Source organism: Sphingomonas sp. 2378 (assembly GCF_038084995.1).
Taxonomy (GTDB): Bacteria; Pseudomonadota; Alphaproteobacteria; order Sphingomonadales; family Sphingomonadaceae; genus Sphingomonas.
On the sequence record NZ_JAXCMJ010000007.1, the window covers coordinates 42,035 to 61,147 of the forward strand.

Here is a 19,113-nt window from a genome sequence, read left to right on the forward strand (position 1 = left end):
GCGACAATCGTCGATCCTCGTGGCGCGGCTGTTCGCGACGAAAGGGCGTGACTCCGCCGCCCAACGCTGCTAGGCGCGCGCACTTCCCATCCATGCGCGAAACAAGCGAAAGCGAGTGCAAATCATGAAGCTGAATCAACTTTCCGACAACCAGGGTGCCCGCAAGTCCAAGATCCGCGTCGGTCGCGGTATCGGTTCGGGCAAGGGCAAGACCGGTGGTCGCGGCGTCAAGGGCCAGAAGAGCCGTGAGGGCGTGTCCATCGCGGGCTTCGAGGGCGGTCAGATGCCGCTCCACATGCGTCTGCCGAAGCGCGGCTTCAACAACATCTTCGCCAAGGACTATGCCGAGGTGAACCTGGGCGCGATCCAGAAGGCGGTCGACTCGGGCAAGCTGAAGACCGACGGCACGATCGACCACGCCGCGCTGAAGGCCGCTGGCCTGGCGCGTGGCGGCAAGGACGGCGTCCGTCTGCTCGCCAAGGGCGAACTGACCGCCAAGCTGTCGTTCGTCGTGCAGGGCGTGTCGGCCTCGGCGCGCGCGGCGGTCGAGAAGGTCGGTGGTTCGGTCGACGTGCCGCACATCGTGCCCGCCGCCGAGAAGGCCGCTGCGAAGAAGGGCAAGACCCGCGCCGCGAAGCTCGCCGCCAAGGCCTGAATCGGATAAGATCCGCCGCTGTCGGATGGCGCGAGGCCACCATGACAGCGGCGGATTTTTTCATCCGGATTAGACAAGCGCGTCTTCGCGCCTATATGAGCGGCGGGGCGGTTCAAAACGCATCCCGCCGTTTTTCGTTTCCAGGATAACGCAACAGCTATGGCATCCGCAGCCGACCAGATGGCGCAAAGCATCAGCCTGGCGAAATTCGCCAAGGCCACCGACCTCAAGAAGCGGCTGTGGTTCACCATCGGCGCGCTGATCGTCTTCCGCCTGCTCAGCTATGTTCCGCTGCCGGGCGTCGACCCGACCGCGCTGGGGCTGCTGAGCCAGAAGACCACGGGCGGCGTGCTCGACTTCTTCAACACCTTCTCGGGCGGTTCGCTCAGCCGCATGTCGCTGATCGCGCTGGGCGTGATGCCGTACATCACGGCGTCGATCGTCGTGCAGCTCGCGACCTCGCTGAGCCCGCAGCTTGCCGCCATCAAGAAGGAAGGCGAGAGCGGCCGCAAGAAGCTGAACCAATATACCCGCTACGGCACGGTGCTGCTGACCGCGATCCAGGGCTATTTCATCGCCGTCGGCCTTGAGACGCTGGGCGCCAGCCAGGGCATCCAGGCGGTGATCGAGCCGGGCATGACCTTCCGCATCGCCGCGGTCATCTCGCTGATCGGCGGTACGATGTTCCTGATGTGGCTGGGTGAGCAGATCACCAGCCGGGGTATCGGCAACGGCGTGTCGTTGATCATCATGGCGGGCATCGTCGCGCATCTGCCGACCACGCTGGTCAACCTGCTCGAAGGCGGCCGGACCGGCAGCATCGATCCGGTCCGCCTGATCGGCATCATCGTCGCGGTGATCGTGCTCGTCCTGTTCATCTGCTTCATGGAGCGCGCGCAGCGCCGCATCCTGATCCAATATCCCAAGCGCGCCACGCAGCGCGGGATGCAGGCCGACCGCAGCCACCTTCCGCTCAAGATCAACACGGCGGGCGTGATCCCTCCGATCTTCGCCTCGTCGCTGCTGCTGATGCCGCTGACCATCTCGCAGTTCGCGGGCCAGCGTGTCGCGGGTGAGAGCCGCTGGGGCGACTTCATCATCAGTCTGAACCAGTATCTGCAGCACGGCTCGCCGGTTTACATGCTGCTGTACGGCGCGGGCATCATCTTCTTCTCGTTCTTCTACACCGCGGTCGTCTTCAACCCGGAAGAGACGGCGGACAACCTCAAGCGCTATGGCGGCTTCATTCCCGGCATCCGTCCGGGCAAGAACACCGAGACTTATCTGGATTATGTGCTGACCCGCATCACGGTGATCGGCGCGGCGTACCTGACGATCATCTGTCTGCTGCCGGAATATCTGGTTTCGGCGCTCCAGATTCCCTTTTATCTGGGCGGCACCAGCCTGCTGATCGTCGTCAACGTGACGATGGACACGGTGACGCAGATTCAAAGCCACTTGCTCGCGCATCAATATGGCGATCTGATCAAGAAGGCGAAGCTGAAAGGCGGTCGTCTGCGCTGATCGCGCGGACGGTACAGGGAATACAGGGGAGAGTGACGTGGGCGTGAACATCATCCTGCTGGGTCCGCCGGGGGCGGGCAAGGGAACCCAGGCGCAGCGGCTGGTGGCCAATCGCGGCATGGTGCAGTTGTCGACCGGCGACATGCTGCGCGCGGCGGTCAAGGCGGGCACCCCCGTCGGGCTCCAGGCCAAGGCGGTGATGGATGCGGGCGAACTGGTGTCGGACGCGATCGTCTCGGCGCTGATCGGCGAGCGGCTGGACGCGGCCGAGGCGGAAGGCGGCGCGATCTTCGACGGCTATCCGCGGACCGAGGCACAGGCCGAGGCGCTGGACGTGCTGCTGGCCGAGCGTGGCAAGACGCTGGACCATGTCATTGAACTGGCGGTGGACGAGGATGCGCTGGTCGAGCGGATCACCGGGCGCTTCACCTGTGCGTCGTGCGGGGCTGGCTATCATGACAGCTTCAAGCCGACCCAGGTCGCGGGCGTCTGCGACGTATGTGGCTCGACCGAGTTCAAGCGTCGTCCCGACGACAATGCCGAGACGGTGCGCACCCGCATGGCCGAATACCGCGCCAAGACCGCCCCGATCCTGCCGGTCTATGAGGCGCGCGGGATCGTCAGCCGTGTCGACGGCATGGCCGCGATGGATGCGGTGGGGGCCGAGATCGACGCGATCCTGGATCGCTGATTCACACCCGAGCGTTTGAAGAGGGGCGTTTCCGAAAGGGAGCGCCCCTTTTTTATTTCCGTGTTGGCGCGGAGCCGTAAGCAAAGCCCCTCCTCCCGGCAGGGGGGAGGGGTTGGGGGTGGGGGCTGGGCCACGGGCGCTGGTCTCGGTGAGACTCCTTGCCCTCCCCCATCCCCTCCCGCCTGCGGGAGGGGAGCGGCCAGAGGTGACTTTGGTTTTCTTGCCGCTGGCCGATGCCTTGGTGAGAGCGAGGCCACGCCCTCGGTCAGGGCATCGCAGTGTGCGAAGCCCCTCCCCGGCAGGGGAGGGGTTTGGAGTAGGGGCCTCGCCCCAAGCCGTGATCCCCGTCGGATTTCCCCCGCGTGCGGCGAACCAAATCACCTTACCCCCTCGTGCTCGGCAAGTTCCGGCCCTAAACCCCCGGCATGACCGCGCTGATCGCCGACTATTACCGCCACCTGACCGTCGACCTGCGCCGGTCCGATCACACGGTGCGCGCCTATGTCGCCACCGCCGAGCGGCTATGCCGATTCCTCTCCGAGCATTGGGGCGAGGCGATCGATGGCGCGACGCTCGCGCGGATCACCGCCGCCGATCTGCGCGCCTATCTCGCCAGACGGCGGGGCGAGGGGCTGACCGCCGCCTCTACCGCGCGGGAATTGTCGGCGGTGCGAACCTTCCTCCATTGGACCGGAACCGAGCCGCCCGCGCTGAAAGGCCCCCGCCGCAAGCGCAGCATCCCGCGCCCGCAAGCGCCCGCCGACATCATCGCCCTGTCGGAGGATGTCTGCGAAAGCGCCGCCGAACCCTGGATCGCGGCGCGCGACTGGGCGGTGCTGTTACTGCTCTACGGCGCTGGGCTGCGGATCGGGGAGGCGATGATGCTCCCGGCCAATATCCTGCCGCTCGGCGAGACGATCCGCGTGACCGGCAAGCGCGACAAGACGCGGATCGTGCCGCTGCTGCCCGAATTGCGCGAGGCGATCGAGCGCTATGCCGCGCTGGTGCCCTTCGCCCTCGAGCCGGACGAGCCGCTGTTTCGCGGGGCCAAGGGCGGGCCGCTGTCGCCCGCGATCATCCGGCGCTCGGTACAGGGCGCGCGCGATCGGCTGGGGCTGGGCGCGCGGACGACGCCCCATGCCTTGCGCCACAGCTTCGCAACGCATCTGCTGGGGCGCGGAGCCGATCTTCGCCAGCTTCAGGAATTGCTGGGCCATGCCAGCCTGAGTTCGACGCAAATCTATACGGCGGTGGATGCGGCGCATCTGCTCGACGTCTATCGCACCGCGCATCCCCGCGCCTGAGCATCAGCTTTTGCGCGACGGCTTCCAGGTGATGACCCGCCAGAGATAGCCGATCACGATCGCCACCGTCATCACCACCGCCGCCGGACCGACATAGCGGTTGATCGCCTCGAAATTCTCGCCCAGCCACAGGCCTGCATAGGCGAGGATCGCGTTCCAGATCGTGCTGCCCGCAAAGGTCCAGAGCAGGAATTTGCCCAGCGGCATCCGCGTGATCCCGGCGGGCAGCGAGATCAGGGTGCGAAAGGCGGGCATGAAGCGGAAAACGAACACCACCCAGCCGCCATGCCGGACGAAGAACCGGTGCAGCCGCTCGACATCGCGCCACTCCATGGTCAGCCAGCGGCCATGCTTGTCGATGAAGGGCCGGAACCGCTCGTAACCGATATAGCGACCGACCGCGTACCAGGCATAATTGCCCGCCGTCGTGCCCGCCGTGCCCCATAGGATCAGCGGGATCATCTCCATCTGCCCGCGCGCCACCGCCATGCCGCCCAGGCCCATGATGACCTCCGACGGGATAGGGGGTACGACATTTTCCAGCGCCATCAGCAGGAAGATGCCGAAATAGCCGCCCCAGGCGATCAGGTTGAGGATGAAATCGGTCATGCGTGCAGGGATGTACCGATGAGGGCAGGGGCGGTTCCCATAGACGCAATCGACCTCCGATCGCCATGGCCTCCTTCGCTCCTGGCAAGGAGAGCGAGCGCCCGACCGCGAAACAGGTGCAACCCCTCCAGTCGGGACACCCGCCTGTCGCATCGGCGACCATCTCTTTCGCTCCAGCCGCCATCGCCCCACAATCCGCCAAAGCCGAACACTCCTCCTCGCAGAGGCAAGGGCGGGAATGCCCCGACCAAATCCCGATCCCGCCTGCGATAGCCCTTGCCAATCGAAGCGCTGAAGTCGTAAGATTACGCCTATAAAAGACAGATTTCATGGAGAAGGAGCGCCGCCATGGTGCCAGTCGGAGCATCCCCTGGGCATGAGGAACGATAGGCATGGCCATTCCCGCCGATCTGCCGGTCGATACGCTGACCGCTTCCTCTCGACACCCTGCGGATTCCGGTGAGGGGACCGCATCGCGGCGCTATCTGCCCGCGCTGATCATCACGGTCAGCCTGTTCTTCCTGTGGGGCATGGCCAACAATCTGAACGACATTCTGATCGCGCAGTTTCGGAAGGCCTTCACGCTCAGCGACTTCGGGACCAGCTTCGTCCAGCAGGTCTTCTATCTCGGCTATTTCCTGCTCGCGGTGCCCGCCTCGCTGGTGATGCGGCGCTATGGGTATAAGGCGGCGATCGTGCTGGGGCTGACGCTCTACGGTACCGGCGCGCTGCTTTTCTATCCGGCTGCTGCGGCCAGCCTGTACCAACTGTTCCTGCTCGGCCTGTTCGTCATCGCGGCGGGACTGGCGTTCCTGGAAACCTCGGCCAACCCGTTGATGGGCGAGCTGGGCGATCCGGCGGGCGCGACCCGGCGGCTCAACTGGGCGCAGGCGGCCAATCCGCTGGGCGCGATCACCGGCGTGCTGATCGGGCGCTTCTTCATCCTGTCGGGTATCGAGCATGACGAGGCCGCGCTGGCGACGATGGACGCCGCCGCCCGCACCGCCTTCTACAAGGCCGAGGTGCAGGCGATCGCGCCGCCCTATGTTGCGATCGCGATCGTCGTGTTGCTCTTCGCGCTGGCGACGGCGTTCGTCCGCTTCCCCGCCGGGGCTCCGGCGCGGGCGGGCGACGCCAGTGGCGGTGGGCGATTCGTCGATGTCTTCCGCCGTCCCCGGCTGCTCGGCGCGGTCGTCGCGCAATTCTTCTATGTCGGTGCGCAGGTCGGGGTGTGGAGCTACACCATCCGCTATGCGCAGGCCAATGCGGGGCTGGGCGAGCGGGGCGGGGCCGATGCGCTGTTCGTGTCGCTGGTGCTGTTCGCGGCGGGGCGCTTTCTGGGCAGCGCGTTGATGGCGAGGCTGGAGCCGGTCAGGCTGCTGACCGTCTTCGCGACCGCGTCGATCGTGCTGACCGCCATGGCCGTTTTGCTGGGCGGCTGGCCGGGGCTGATCGCGCTGGTCGCGGCCAGCTTCTTCATGTCGATCCAGTTCCCGACGATCTTCGCGCTGGGGATCGAGGGGCTGGGGCCGCTGCGCCGTGCGGGTGCGTCGTTGATCGTCATGGCGATCATCGGCGGCGCGGGGCTGACTGCGCTGATGGGTCTGGTGTCCGACCGTGCGGGGATCACCGCCGCGATGCTGGTTCCAACCGTCAGCTTCGCGGTCGTCACGGCCTTCGCCATATTGATAAAGCGTCACAAGGAGATGAAGTGATGGGCCGTTTGCAGGCCAGGCGTGCGATCGTGACCGGCGCGGGCCAGGGTATCGGCCGCGCTGCCGCCGAACTGTTCGCCGCCGAGGGGGCGCAGGTGATCGCGGTGGATCGCAACGCCGACGCGCTGGCGACGCTGAAAGGTTGCGAGACCGAGACGCTCGATCTGCTCGACCCGGCGGCGATCGCCGCGTTCGGTGAGCGGACGGGGGCGGTGGACGTGCTGTTCAACTGCGCGGGCTATGTCGATGCGGGCGACCTGCTGGCGACGCAGGACGCCGGGTATCGGCTGTCCTTCGACCTGAACGTCCATGCGATCACCCATATGCTCCAGGCCTTCCTGCCCGCGATGATCGCGCGGGGCGGCGGGGCGATCGTCAACATGGCGTCGGTCGCGGGCGCGGTGATCGGCGTGGGCAACCGCTATGCCTATTGCGCGTCCAAGGGCGCGGTGGCGGGGATCACGCGCTCGGTCGCGCTGGATTATGTGGGCAAAGGCATTCGCTGCAACGCGATCTGCCCCGGCACCGTCCAGTCGCCGAGCCTGGACGAGCGTCTGGCCGCGACCGGCGATGCGGAGGCGGCCCGCGCTGCCTTTATCGCGCGCCAGCCGATGGGGCGGCTGGGCCGGGCCGAGGAGATCGCGGCACTCGCGCTCTATCTCGCTTCGGACGAGAGCGCCTATACCACCGGGCAAATGCACGTCATCGACGGCGGATGGACGATGGCGTGAGCCAGCATCGCCCTCCCTTTGTCGACGCGCATTTCCACCTGTGGGATCATGGCGTGCTGCGCTATCCCTGGCTGGACGATGCGGCCACCGCCGCGATCGCCGGGGATTATCGGATCGCCGATTACCGAGCGGAGCTTTCCGCGTGGAACCTGGTCGGCGCTGTGCATGTCGATGCGGGCGCGCATCCCGATCAGGGCGCGGACGAGACCGTCTGGCTGAATCGCGTCGCCGATGCGGACGGACTGCCGAGCGGCATCGTCGCGCGGGTCGAACTGGACCATCCGGCGGTCGAGCCGCAACTGGCATGGCAGGCGGCGCATCCTCGCGTGAAGGGCATCCGTCACCTGATCAACTGGCACCCGACCGATGCGGCGCGCCGGGCCTATGATCGCGATCTGACTCGCGATCCACGCTGGCGGGAAGGCTATGCGCTGCTCGGGCGTTATGGGCTCAGCTACGACTTCCATGGCTTTCCGGCGCAACTGGCGGGGCTGGCTGAGGTGGCGGTTCGACATCCAGAGGTGCCGGTCATCCTCAACCATCTCGCGCTGCCGATCCCGGCGGACGGGCTGGAGGAATGGCGCGCCGGGTTGATCGCCTTCGCCGCCATGCCGCATGCCGCGATCAAGCTGTCGGGGGCGGGCTTTATCGGGCCGCGTTTCGATCCCGCCGGTTTCGCCGACATCATTGCGGAGGTGATCGACCGGTTCGGCCCCTCCCGCGTGATGGTCGCGACCAATTTCCCGACCGACCGGCTGGCCGCCGATCTCGAACGGACGCTTAGCGCCTATGAGACGCTGCTGGCGGGCTTTTCGGAGGATGAGCGACGTGACCTGTGGGGCCGCAACGCCAACCGGATCTATCGACTGGACCTGGACCTATGACCGATATTCCCCGCCGCCCGGTGGGTCGGACCGGTTGTCGGCTTCCCGAACTGGGCTTCGGCGCGGCGGCGATGGGCAATCTCTATGCCGCGATGAGCGATACGCAGGCCGCCGCCACGCTGGAGGCGGCGCTGGACGCCGGCTTCCGCTATTTCGACACCGCGCCGCATTATGGCCGGGGGTTGAGCGAACGGCGGCTGGGCGACGCGCTGCGCGGGCGGGGCGACGTGATCGTCTCGACCAAGGTCGGGCGGCTGATGGACCCGGATGCGGGCATCACCGACGATCGCGAGCGCGATGGCTTCCACACCGCCATGCCCTTCCGCATGCGCTACGACTATACGCATGACGGCATCATGCGCAGCCATGAGCACAGCCTTCAGCGGCTGGGGCTGGCCAGGGTCGATCTGGCCTTCATCCACGATATCGGCCGCGTCACGCATGGCGAGGCGGATGCGCGATATCGCGAGCAACTGATCGCGGGCGGTGGCCTCAAGGCGCTGGAGCGGCTCCGCGACGAGGGCGCGATCGCCGGGTTCGGGCTGGGGGTGAACGAGGTCGAGGTCTGTCTGGAGTTGATGGAGGTGGCGCGGTTCGACGTCATCCTGCTCGCCGGGCGCTATACGCTGCTGGAACAGGGGGCGCTGGACGCGCTGTTCCCGGCCTGCGCGGAGGCGGATACCGCCATCGTCGTCGGCGGGCCCTATAACAGCGGCATCCTCGCGACGGGCAGCGAGGCCGCCGCCCGCTACAACTATGCCCCCGCGCCCGCCGCCGTGCTGGACAAGGTCCGCGCGCTGGAAAAGGTCGCGGCGCGGCACCATGTCTCGCTTCCCGCCGCCGCGCTCGCCTTCGTCCTGGCGCATCCCCAGGTCGCGAGCGTCATTCCGGGCATCGCCGATCCGCAACAAGTGGCCGATACCATGCGTCTTTATGCCGAACCCATTCCGTCCGCCTTCTGGGCGGAGCTGCGGGACGAAGGGCTCGTCCGCCCCGATGCGCCCGTTCCGGGGGACGTGGCATGAGCGTCGCGGCGATCCGCCTGACCCCGACGGACAATGTCGCGGTCTGCTGCCGCACGGTCGAGCCGGGCGAGCATATCGTCGTGGACGGCCATGACCTGCTGATCACCGAGCGCGTGGCGCTGGGCCACAAGCTGGCGGTCGTGCCGCTGGCGGCCGGTGCCAAGGTCATCAAATACGGCATGCCCATCGGATCGATGACGCAGGACGCGCCCGCCGGGGGCTGGGTCCACATGCACAATATGCAAAGCGATTATATTCCCGCGCATCTGCGCGACGCGCACGGAGATCACGCATGACGATGGGCATGACCGGACCGACTTGGCAGGCCTGGGCACGTCCCGATGGCCGCAAGGGCATTCGCGACGCGATCGTCGTCGTCTATCTGGTCGAGTGTGCGCATCATGTCGCGCGACGGATCGTCGACCGCATGGACGACCCGCGCGTGCAGTTGATCGGCTTTCCCGGCTGCTACCCCAATGACTATGCGCTGGCGATGATGAAGTCGCTGACGACGCATCCCAATGTCGGTGGCGTCGTCCTGTTGTCGCTGGGCTGCGAGAGCTTCAACCGCGAGGCGCTGGCCGCCAATGCGCGCGAACAGGGGCGTCCGGTCGAGACGATCGTCATCCAGCAGTCGGGCGGCACGCGCGGCGCGATGGAGGCGGGGATCGCGGCGGTCGAGCGGGTCCGCGCGGCGGCGGATGCGCAGGCCGTGCGGGTGCCGATGACCATGTCCGAGCTGGTGATCGGCACCATCTGCGGCGGGTCGGACGGGACCAGCGGCATCACCGGCAACCCGGCGGTGGGTCGCGCCTTCGACACGCTGTACGATGCGGGCGCGATCTGCATCTTCGAGGAAACCGGCGAGATGATTGGGTGCGAGGGCCATATGGCCGAGCGTGCCGCGACGCCGGAGGTGGCCGACGCGTTGATCGCCTCGGTCGCGCAGGCCGAACGCTATTACCGGGCGATGGGCTATGGCAGCTTCGCGCCGGGCAATGCCGAAGGCGGCCTGTCGAGCCAGGAGGAGAAGTCGGCGGGCGCCTATGCCAAGTCGGGCAGCCGTCCGATCACCGGCGTCATCCTGCCCGCCGAACAGGCGCCGGGGCCGGGGCTGTATCTGCTCGATGTGGTGCCTGCGGGCGACCCGAAGTTCGGCTTCCCCAATATCGTCGACAATGCCGAGATCGGCGAACTGATCGCGTGCGGGGCGCATATCAACCTGTTCGTCACCGGGCGCGGCTCGGTGGTCGGCTCGGCCATCTCGCCGGTCATCAAGATTGCGGCCAACCCGGAAATGTACGCGCGCATGGAAGGCGACATGGACGTCAATGCCGGTCGCATCCTCTATGGCGAGGCGACGCTGGACGAAGTGGGGGCGGAGATCGTCGACCTGATCGTTGCGGTGTCGGCGGGCGCGGAAACCAAGTCCGAGGCGCTGGGGCATCAGGAGTTCGTCCTGACCTACAAGGCGGCGGGGGCCAAGGGGCCGGCCTGTCTGCCGCGCGCGGCGTGAGGAGGGACTTTCGACGCCCGTTCGCACTGAGCGAAGTCGAAGTGCACGCCCCCGACCTTAGAGCACGGGAATCCCTTGGCCTTCGACTTCGCTCAGGCTGAACGGAGGTAGGGAAGTTCAGGCCCGCTCCACCAGCATCCGCAACTCCGGCATCGCGACCGTCCCCCCCGTCGCATCGACCCAGCGGATGAACGCGCCGACCCGCTTGTCGATCTTCGCCGCATGTCCGGAAAAAATATCCGACAGCCGGTGGTCGAGGAACGGATTGGCGAACCGTTCCAGCGTCGCCGCGGCATAATCGCGCGCCTCTTCGGCCAGCCCATGCGCGGCGAAGCCGGGGATGACCTCCTGCACCATCACCCGCTCCAGCGCCGCCCGCGTCTCGCCATCGGCCAGCGCGGCGCGGACCGTCTGGTCCGCCGCGCCGCTCCGTGCATGCCAGCGCGCCGCCAGCCAGCTATGGCCGAGATTGAGGATGTGCAGCTTCAGCCGCTCATATCGCTCCAGATCGTCGGTCAGGACGATGTCGGGATGGGTGAAGGGCAGGATCAGCCCCGGCTGCCGCTCGACCGCCCAGAGCGCATAGGGTTCGGCGACCGCCCCGGCAGGGGAGAGCGGTTCGCTGACGATCCGGTCGACCAGCGTGTTGGCCCAGACGCAGGCCCGCTCCAGCCAGTCGAGATAGGCAGGGTCGCGCCCCTGTTCGCGCGCGAGCCCCGTGACGACGCCCTTCAGCGTGTCGCCGTTGCGCGCGACCAACTCGCACGGCAGCATGGTTACGGGCGCACCACCCGCCCGCCACCGGCGATGGAGCAATTCGGTCAGCATCCCGACGAAGCTCACCGGAACCCCGCCTTCGTCCGGGGCGATGCGATCGCTGTCGGGCACCTGATAGCCGCTATCGCCGGTGTTGGAGACGATATGCGTCGCCTCTTCCACGGCCAGCCGGGTCAGCCGATCCCATTGCGCGGCGGCGCTCAACCCCTCGCGCACGCTACGGATCGTGACGGTCCGCTCAAAGGGAGCGCCCTCACGCAAGCCGCGCAGGATGACCGGGAAACCCGCCGGATCTGCAAATCCCGCCAGCCTCTTTGCCCGCTCCGGGTCTCGGGTGGTCTGGACGATGACGATCGGCGGCACCGCCTGTCCCCCGGCGCGCGCTTCCTCCGCGAAGAGGTCGACATGCGCCTGAAGGAAGCGGCTGGTCCCGAATTGCAGGATGCAGGGACTGGCGGGGGCCACGCCGGTCATTGTTCGTCCAGCGAATAGATGCGCTCCATCGCCACCCATTTCTCGCCCGGTGCGGCATGGGGCAGGGGCTTTTGGAAGCGGTCCATCGCCGCTTCCCAGCGCGCATCGGTGGCGGCCAGTTCGGCGGGGATGGCGCGGGGCCAGTCGTCCGCGACCTCGGCGATCATGAACAGCCGGTCGCCGGTGCGCCAGATCTCCATCGCCAGGAACCCCTTGGCCCGGATCGCCGCCGTCACCTCGGGCCAGGCGCGTCCGGCGGCATGGGCATGTTCATATTCCGCGATCAGTTCGGCATCCGCGACCAGATCGAGCGCGAAACACAGGCGTCGGGCCATAACGGGCCTCCTCTCTTCTCTCATGTCGCCCCCGGATGCGTACCATCGGTCGCCCCGAGAGCAATTCTTGCCAGACTAGCCATCCTGCACTAGCGCTTCAATGGCATATGTGAGAGCATGGTCGCATATAGGAATGTGGAAGAGGGTGGAATGAAGGCTCTGGTCTGTGTGCGGCCGAACGAGATCCGCGTGGAGGATCGCCCCGCGCCGGTGCGGGGTGAGGGCGAGGTGCTGCTGCGGATGCGTCGGGCGGGGATTTGCGGCACCGACTATCATATCTATGGCGGCAAGCACCCCTTCCTCGAATATCCGCGCCTGATCGGGCACGAACTGGCGGGTGAGGTGGTCGAGGTGCCATCGGGCTCGCGCTTCGCGGTCGGGCAGGTGGTGACGATCAATCCCTATATCGCCTGCGGCACCTGTCGCGCCTGTCGCCGGGGCAAACCCAATTGCTGCGCACGGATCAGCGTGCTGGGCGTCCATGCCGATGGCGGCATGTGCGAGATGCTGTCGGTGCCCGAAAGCGCGGTGATCGATGCGGAGGGCCTGTCGCTCGACCAGGCGGCGATGGTCGAGTTTCTGGCGATCGGCGCGCATGCCGTGCGGCGATCGATGCTGACGGCGGGCGAGGAGGTGATCGTCATCGGCGCGGGGCCGATCGGGATCGCGGTCGCCCTGTTCGCGCGGATCGCGGGGGCGGGGCGGATCGTGCTGGTCGATACCCGCGCGCCGCGCCTGGCCTATGCGCGCGAGCATCTGGGCTTTGCCGAGGGGGTGGTCGCCGATGTCGATATGGCCGCGCGGCTGGCGGCGATGACGAATGGCGAGATGTTCGACCATGTCTTCGACGCGACGGGCAATATCCATGCAATGCGCGCGGGGCTGAACTGGCTGGCGCATGGCGGCAGCTTCACGCTGGTGGGCGTGTGCAAGGACGATCTGGTCTTTCCCGATCCCGAATTCCACAAGCGCGAGACGACGCTGATCGGCAGCCGCAACGCGCTGTCGGTCGATTTCGACCATGTCATCGCCAGCATCCGCAGCGGCGCGATCCCGACCGACGCGATCCGCACCCATGCGCTGACGCTGGACGAGGCGCCCCGCCGCCTGCCCGAACTGATCGCGGAGGCGGATTCGGTGCTGAAGGCGATCGTCACCATCGCCTGACCCCATGCCCTATTGCCCGCCATCCGGCGTCGTCCTAATCCGATGACGATGGAAGGGGATGGCATGACGGGTGAGGGCGGCAAGACGGTCGAGGGGCGTGTCCGCAAGGGCAGCTATGCCGCGCCCGCGCTGGACAAGGCGTTTCTCATCATCGAACTGCTCGCCAGCCATCCGCAGGGCATGCTGGTCAGCGAGATGGCGACCGCGCTGGGTCGCTCGCTGGGCGAGCTGTTCCGCATCGTCGTGGTGATGGAAGAGGCGCGCTATCTGGAAAAGTCGCCGATCGACGATCGGTACCGGGTGACGTACAAATTCCTCGACATAGCCTATCGCGCCACGCCCGCGCGCCAGTTGACCGCCGCCGCGCTGCCCGAGATGCAGTCGCTGGCGCTGACGGTCGGGCAGTCCTGTCACCTGGTGGTGATCGAGGGCGGTGCGGGGCTGGTCATCGCGCGCGAGGAGAATCCGGGGACGCGCGGCTTTGCGCTGCGCATGGGCGCGTCGATCGATATCGTCACCAGCTGCTCGGGCAAGGTGCTGCTCGCCTTCGCCCCGCGCGCCCAGTTCGGGCGGATCGTCGACCGGGTCGAACTGGCGCAGGGCAGGCCGATCGGGCGCACCCGCCTGATCGAGGATCTGGAACGGGTGCGCGCGCAAGGCTATGAACTGCGCGAAAGCCCGATCACGCGCGGCGTCACCGATATCAGCTATCCGGTGTTCGGGTTCGGCGGCGACTGCATGGCGGCGCTGACCATCCCGTTCCTGGAGACGATCGACGGCTCGCAATCGGTGACGATCGAGGAGGCGCGGCGCATCCTGGCCGAGACCACCGCCCGCATTTCGCAGCAACTGGGCTATCGCCCCGATGACGGGGCGGCGGGTTAATAGATATCGCGGGCGTAGCGGCCCGTCGCCGCCATATCCTCCAGCATGTCGTCGCCCAGGATATCGGTCAGCACGCGGTGCACATCGCCCGCCATGCCCTTCAGGCTGCCGCAGACATAGAGCGCGGCGCCCGCCGCCACCGCGTCGCGGAGCACATCCGCCGCGTCAGTCAGCGCGTGCTGCACATAGCGCGGACCATGGCCCAGGCGGGACCAGGCGGTGGTCATGCCCGACAGCACACCGGCATCGAGCAGCGCCCGGCGTTCCTCGCGGTGATAATCGTCATGTTCGGGATGCCGCTCCCCCCAGAACAGCAGGACGGGTCCGCCACCGCTCGCCGCGCGTCCGCGCAGATGGGCGAGCAGGCCCGCCAGGCCCGTGCCGTTGCCGATCAGCACCATCGGCGTGGCCGGATCGGCGGGCGAGTGGAACGCCGCATTGGCATGGACCCGCGCCCGCACCACCGAGCCCAGCGGCGCGCCATGACATAGCCAGCCCGATCCCAGCCCCGGCAGACCATCCTCCGCCTCCGCTAGCCGGACGATCAGCTCGGCGCGGCCCGAAACCGGGATCGAGGCGATCGAATATTCGCGGTGGGCGAGGGGACGCAGCGCGGTGGAGTCGAAACCGGGCCCCGCCTCCGAAGGCAGGATGCTGTCCATCAGCCGCTCGCGCAGTTCCGGCGTATCGGCCAGCCCGGTGGCCGCCAGAAAGGCGTCGACCCGGCGGCGGTCCTGTCGGGGCAGGATCTCCAATATGTCGCCCGCCGCCCAGTCGGCGGGCCCCGCCAGCGGTTCCAGCGCGATGTGCCATGTCTGACCGCCGCTGCTGCCCGGATTGAGCAGGCGCCGCTCGACCAGCCGCCAGTCGGCCATGGCGGCGGGGGCCCAATCGGGCTGGTCGGTGCGCGCGCCGAGCCCGGCCAGTTGCTGCTGCCACAGGCGCTGCGCATCGGCATCCTCGCCATCCTGCTCGATCGCGTCGAACAGCCGCTGCGCGCCGCCGCTGTGCAGCCACTGGTCGATCCGGTGCCCGAAGGCGCAGAAGTCGGGATATTCGCGGTCGCCCAGCGCCAATACGGCATAGGAGAGGTGCGACAGGTCGGCGGGCGTCCGTGCCATGGTCAGGGCAAAGCCGCGCGCGGCGTCGGGCGGCTCCCCTTCGCCATAGGTGCTGGCGACGACGAACAGCCGGTCGATCCGCGCCAGTTGCTCGGCGGTCAGCGAGGCGATGGGCAGCGCGGCGGCGCCGGGCAGTGCCTGTGCGGTCAGCCGGGCGATCCGCTCGGCGGAGCCCGTCTGGCTCGCATAGGCGACCAGGGTGGCCGCCGCCTTTGTCGGGACCGGAGCCGTATCGGTGAGGATCGCGCCCAGGGCCGCTTTCCGCCGCCGCCGTGCGAAATAGAGAAGGAAGCCGGTGATGGTGAACAGCGGCATGGTCAGGCTGGCCAGCGTCATGGCGATCCGCCCGACCAGACCAAAATAGGCACCGCGATGGATTTCATAGACGCTGGTGACGATATCATCACCCAAGGGACGCTTCGCATAGGGCTGGTTGGAGGTGACGCGCCCGGTCCTGCTGTCGATGCTGACTTCATCGGAGACGCGGTCATGCCGCCCATCGGCCAGCTTGCCCCGGAACTGGACGACGCCGTCGCGAACCGAGGCGGTGACGCGCTCATAGGGATGATGGTCGGTCGCCTGATCGAAACGCTGCCAGATGGTCGCAAGGTCGACGGGCGCGGCTTGCTTGCCCCGACCGCCCTTGCCGCCCTCGCGCGGGCCATGCGCGGCCTGTTCGCTGGACAGAAGGTGCCGGACCCCGGTGCGGTACCAGTCATAGGACCACCACAGCCCCGTGCCCGCGCTGATGAGATAGAAGATCAGCACCCAGCCGCCGATGACCGCATGGAGCGCCCGGTACAGGTTGCGCCCGGTCATCCGCAGGTCGAGCACGAACCAGTTGCGCCAGTCCAGTGGCTTGCGCGGCCAGCGCAGATAGAGACCCGACAGCGCGAAATAGATGAGCGACAGCGCGGCGAAACCCGTGATCTGGCGTCCGATGCCGTTCCCTTTGCCGGGCAGCGCGAGCCAGCGATGCAGTTCCTCCACCGTCTCGAAGAAACCCGCGCCGCGCGGCTCGCCCAGCATTCGGCCCGTCGTCGGATCGACATAGGCGTTCAGCCGCGTCTTATCCTCGCCCAAGGTATAGCCGACAAAGGCCGCCTTGGTCGGGTCGCTCTCGACCACCAGCCGGGCAATGCGCGCGTCCGGCCTCTGCTCGGTGATCCGGGCGATCAGTGTTGGGGCGGAAAGCGGCGCGCTATGCCCCGGTGCCACCGTGACGATGCCGGGATTGGTCGCCGCCAATATCTCCGGCTCGAAGCTGATCAGCGCACCCGTGACGCCCATCACAGCCAGCACCAGTCCGGCGGTGATCCCCAGGAACCAGTGAATCTGGAACAGGATCGTGCGGGTCGAAATCACCGGCCTGTCAGCCCTTGTTATTGATAATCACTTGCGTTAGGCGACCGTGCGGATAACGTCAATGGTTACGGGGTAGGAATGAAGCATTGGGGGAAGAGCGTGGCCTATGGAATGCGCCGGACCATGGTGTTCGGAGCATCGCTGACGGCGTTGATGGCGGGGGCCTCCGGCGCGCTGGCGCAGAGCCAGCCACAGACCGATGTCGCGTCCGATGAGCGGACCGACATGCCGCAGGACCGCGAAGTGGTCGTCACCGCCGCGCGCACCGTCCTGCCGCCCAATGCCCTGCCGCTGACCATCGACATCATCGACAAGGAGGCGCTGGACCGCCAGATCGCGATCTCGGGCAGCGTGACCGACGCGGTCGCGACGCTGACGCCCAGCTTCTCGCCGACGCGTGGCAAGCTGTCCGGTGCGGGGGAGACGCTGCGCGGTCGCTCGCCCCTCTATGCGATCAACGGCATTCCGCAGACGACGCCGCTTCGCGACGGCAGCCGGGACGGCTTCACCATCGACGGCTTCTTCGTCGATCGGGTCGAGCTGATCTATGGCTCCAACGCGCTTCAGGGGATTGGCGGGACCGGCGGTATCGTCAACCAGGTGACGGTCGGCCCGCCGACGACCGAGGGGCTGTCGGGCCGGACGCTGGTGCAGGGCACCGTCGCCAACGGGTTCGAGTCGGACTCGCCGGGCGGCAAGGTCGCGGGGCTGGTCCAGTATAAGGCGGGGATGTTCGACGCGACGGTGGGCGCGTCCTATGAACGGCGCGGCGTCTTCTACGATGCGCGTCGTCGCCGGATCGGCATCAACCTGACCCAGGGCGAGACGCAGGATTCGCGCGCCACCGACGTCTTTGCGCGACTGGGCGCGCAGGTGCGCGACAGCGGGCGGTTCGACCTGATCCTGAATCGCTACGAACTGAACGGGGAGGGGCGCTTCGTCCCGCTGGCGGGCAACCGCCTGACCGGCCTGCCGACCAGCGCGGTGCGTGGCGACCCGCCGGGCAAGCCCGCCGCCAACCTGGCGGAGGCGGTGTCGCTATCCTATACCGATCATGACGTGGCGGGCGGCAATCTGGTCGCGCAACTCTTCTTCAACCGCACCTACGACACGTTCGGCGGCGAGCCGAACCCGATCCCGACCTTCCAGGACCCGGCGATCGCCCCGGTCGGCACCTTGTTCGACCAGTCGGAGAACCGTTCGCGCAAGCTGGGCCTGCGCGCCAGCTATGAGCGTGCGGTGCCGGGGTTCGAGGCGCTGGTGGCGACGATCGGCTTCGACGCGTTGGCCGACAAGTCGGAACAGCGGCTGATCGCGACCAACCGCGTCTGGGTGCCGCCCGCCGATTTCCGCAGCCTGGCCCCTTTCGTCCAGGCCAATCTGAAGCTGTTCGACGGCGTGGTGCGGCTGGCCGGTGGCGCGCGGTGGGAGAATGCGAAGGTCCGCATCGCCGATTACCGCACGCTGGCCTCCAACACCTATGACGGCCGCAACCTGGCGACCTATGGCGGGGTCAGCGTCAAGGGCGGCGAACCGGGCTTCAACCGGATCATGGCCAATGGCGGCGTGATCGTGGAACCGCTGACCGGCATCCGCGCCTATGCCAGCTATGCCGAGGGCTTCACCATGGCCGATATCGGGCGGATCACCCGCGCGGTCGATACGCCCGGCACCGACCTGAGCAGTTTCCGCGCGATCGATCCGGTCATCTCCAACAATCGCGAGATCGGGGTGGAGGTGAAGCGCGGGCCGTTCGATGCCAGCACCACCTATTTCTGGTCGACCAGCAACAACGGCCAGGTGCTGCTGGCACTGGGCAACGGCATCTTCCAGGTGCAGCGCCAGAGGGTGGAGATACAGGGGCTGGAGATCAATCTGGGCCTGCGTACCCCGGTCCCGGGCTTACGCGTCACGACCGGCTATGCGCATCTGATCGGCCGCTATGACAGCGATACGCGCAACCCGGACGGGATCGTCGATACCGATCTGGACGGCACCAACATCTCGCCCGACCGGATGAACGCCGCCGCCGACTTCGCCTCCGGGCCGGTGACGGCGCGGGTGCAGACGCAAATGTATCTGTCGCGCAGCTTCCACGGCAAGGCGAAGCCCGATCCGCGCAACAATTTCGGCGGCTATACCGTGACGGACGCCTATCTGCGCTACCAGACCCGATTCGGCGGGCTTTCGCTGAGCGCGCAGAATATCTTCAACCGCTTCTATATCGACTATAACAGCGACACGCGCCTGCCGAACGACAATTTCGCCTTCTTCGCCGGGCGGGGCCGGACCTTCACCTTGGGATGGGACGCGCGTTGGTAGGGCGTCCCGGCAG

General features: G+C 67.3%; 17 protein-coding genes. 13 read left to right on the forward strand and 4 right to left on the reverse strand.

What is annotated here, in order from left to right:
• Positions 1 to 124: 124 nt before the first annotated feature.
• The 4 genes from rplO to SM191_RS05830 all read left to right on the forward strand — a co-directional run bounded on the left by rplO (position 125) and on the right by SM191_RS05830 (position 4,174).
• Positions 125 to 655 (forward strand): 50S ribosomal protein L15, encoded by a 531-nt coding sequence (gene rplO / locus SM191_RS05815; RefSeq protein WP_341505346.1) that lies wholly within the window; start codon positions 125 to 127, stop codon positions 653 to 655.
• Between the two features lie 159 nt (positions 656 to 814).
• Entirely contained in the window at positions 815 to 2,179 is a 1,365-nt protein-coding gene (gene secY, locus SM191_RS05820) for a preprotein translocase subunit SecY (RefSeq protein WP_341505347.1), read from the forward strand.
• 43 nt (positions 2,180 to 2,222) lie between these two features.
• On the forward strand, positions 2,223 to 2,870 hold the full coding sequence (locus SM191_RS05825; protein WP_307003269.1) for an adenylate kinase: 648 nt from the start codon (positions 2,223 to 2,225) through the stop codon (positions 2,868 to 2,870).
• A 425-nt stretch (positions 2,871 to 3,295) separates the two neighbouring features.
• On the forward strand, positions 3,296 to 4,174 hold the full coding sequence (locus SM191_RS05830; RefSeq protein WP_341505348.1) for a tyrosine recombinase XerC: 879 nt from the start codon (positions 3,296 to 3,298) through the stop codon (positions 4,172 to 4,174).
• A 3-nt stretch (positions 4,175 to 4,177) separates the two neighbouring features.
• On the opposite strand, the gene SM191_RS05835 is transcribed toward SM191_RS05830, so the two are convergent.
• Positions 4,178 to 4,783, reverse strand: a complete 606-nt coding sequence (locus SM191_RS05835) for a DedA family protein (RefSeq protein WP_341505349.1) — start codon at positions 4,781 to 4,783, stop codon at positions 4,178 to 4,180.
• A gap of 398 nt (positions 4,784 to 5,181) precedes the next feature.
• Here SM191_RS05835 and fucP point away from each other — a divergent pair, with 398 nt between their 5' ends.
• Genes fucP through SM191_RS05865 form a run of 6 tightly spaced genes read left to right on the forward strand, consistent with a single transcriptional unit; the run spans position 5,182 to position 10,654 of the window.
• The gene (gene fucP / locus SM191_RS05840) at positions 5,182 to 6,498 is read left to right on the forward strand and encodes an L-fucose:H+ symporter permease (RefSeq protein ID WP_445949819.1); all 1,317 of its coding nucleotides are present in this window, start codon (positions 5,182 to 5,184) and stop codon (positions 6,496 to 6,498) included.
• A complete protein-coding gene (locus SM191_RS05845) occupies positions 6,498 to 7,229 on the forward strand; it encodes an SDR family oxidoreductase (protein WP_307002197.1) in 732 nt (243 codons plus the stop codon). The genes fucP and SM191_RS05845 overlap by 1 nt, the downstream gene beginning before the upstream one ends.
• The gene (locus SM191_RS05850) at positions 7,226 to 8,113 is read left to right on the forward strand and encodes an amidohydrolase family protein (RefSeq protein WP_341505351.1); all 888 of its coding nucleotides are present in this window, start codon (positions 7,226 to 7,228) and stop codon (positions 8,111 to 8,113) included. The genes SM191_RS05845 and SM191_RS05850 overlap by 4 nt, the downstream gene beginning before the upstream one ends.
• Positions 8,110 to 9,138, forward strand: a complete 1,029-nt coding sequence (locus SM191_RS05855; RefSeq protein WP_341505352.1) for an aldo/keto reductase — start codon at positions 8,110 to 8,112, stop codon at positions 9,136 to 9,138. The genes SM191_RS05850 and SM191_RS05855 overlap by 4 nt, the downstream gene beginning before the upstream one ends.
• Entirely contained in the window at positions 9,135 to 9,434 is a 300-nt protein-coding gene (locus tag SM191_RS05860; RefSeq protein ID WP_341505353.1) for a UxaA family hydrolase, read from the forward strand. The genes SM191_RS05855 and SM191_RS05860 overlap by 4 nt, the downstream gene beginning before the upstream one ends.
• 8 nt (positions 9,435 to 9,442) lie before the next feature.
• The gene (locus SM191_RS05865; RefSeq protein ID WP_341505354.1) at positions 9,443 to 10,654 is read left to right on the forward strand and encodes a UxaA family hydrolase; all 1,212 of its coding nucleotides are present in this window, start codon (positions 9,443 to 9,445) and stop codon (positions 10,652 to 10,654) included.
• Between the two features lie 117 nt (positions 10,655 to 10,771).
• Here the strand turns inward: SM191_RS05865 and SM191_RS05870 are convergent, their stop codons facing one another.
• Positions 10,772 to 11,905 (reverse strand): mannitol dehydrogenase family protein, encoded by a 1,134-nt coding sequence (locus tag SM191_RS05870; RefSeq protein ID WP_341505355.1) that lies wholly within the window; start codon positions 11,903 to 11,905, stop codon positions 10,772 to 10,774.
• Positions 11,902 to 12,240: an L-rhamnose mutarotase gene (locus SM191_RS05875; RefSeq protein WP_307002187.1), complete on the reverse strand. Its 339-nt coding sequence runs from the start codon at positions 12,238 to 12,240 to the stop codon at positions 11,902 to 11,904. Before SM191_RS05875 ends, SM191_RS05870 begins: the two co-directional genes overlap by 4 nt.
• A 150-nt stretch (positions 12,241 to 12,390) precedes the next feature.
• Between SM191_RS05875 and SM191_RS05880 the strand changes: the two genes are divergently transcribed.
• Positions 12,391 to 13,407 carry a zinc-binding alcohol dehydrogenase family protein gene (locus SM191_RS05880; protein ID WP_341505356.1) on the forward strand — a complete coding sequence of 339 codons (1,017 nt, stop codon included), beginning with the start codon at positions 12,391 to 12,393 and terminating at the stop codon, positions 13,405 to 13,407.
• A 63-nt stretch (positions 13,408 to 13,470) separates the two neighbouring features.
• Positions 13,471 to 14,292, forward strand: a complete 822-nt coding sequence (locus SM191_RS05885; RefSeq protein ID WP_341505357.1) for an IclR family transcriptional regulator — start codon at positions 13,471 to 13,473, stop codon at positions 14,290 to 14,292.
• Here the strand turns inward: SM191_RS05885 and SM191_RS05890 are convergent.
• The gene (locus SM191_RS05890; RefSeq protein ID WP_341505358.1) at positions 14,289 to 16,778 is read right to left on the reverse strand and encodes a sulfite reductase flavoprotein subunit alpha; all 2,490 of its coding nucleotides are present in this window, start codon (positions 16,776 to 16,778) and stop codon (positions 14,289 to 14,291) included. The two genes, SM191_RS05885 and SM191_RS05890, sit on opposite strands and share 4 nt — an antisense overlap.
• A 111-nt stretch (positions 16,779 to 16,889) precedes the next feature.
• Here SM191_RS05890 and SM191_RS05895 point away from each other — a divergent pair, with 111 nt between their 5' ends.
• Positions 16,890 to 19,100, forward strand: coding sequence for a TonB-dependent receptor (locus tag SM191_RS05895; RefSeq protein ID WP_445949820.1), 2,211 nt, complete (start codon positions 16,890 to 16,892; stop codon positions 19,098 to 19,100).
• Positions 19,101 to 19,113 lie beyond the last annotated feature (13 nt).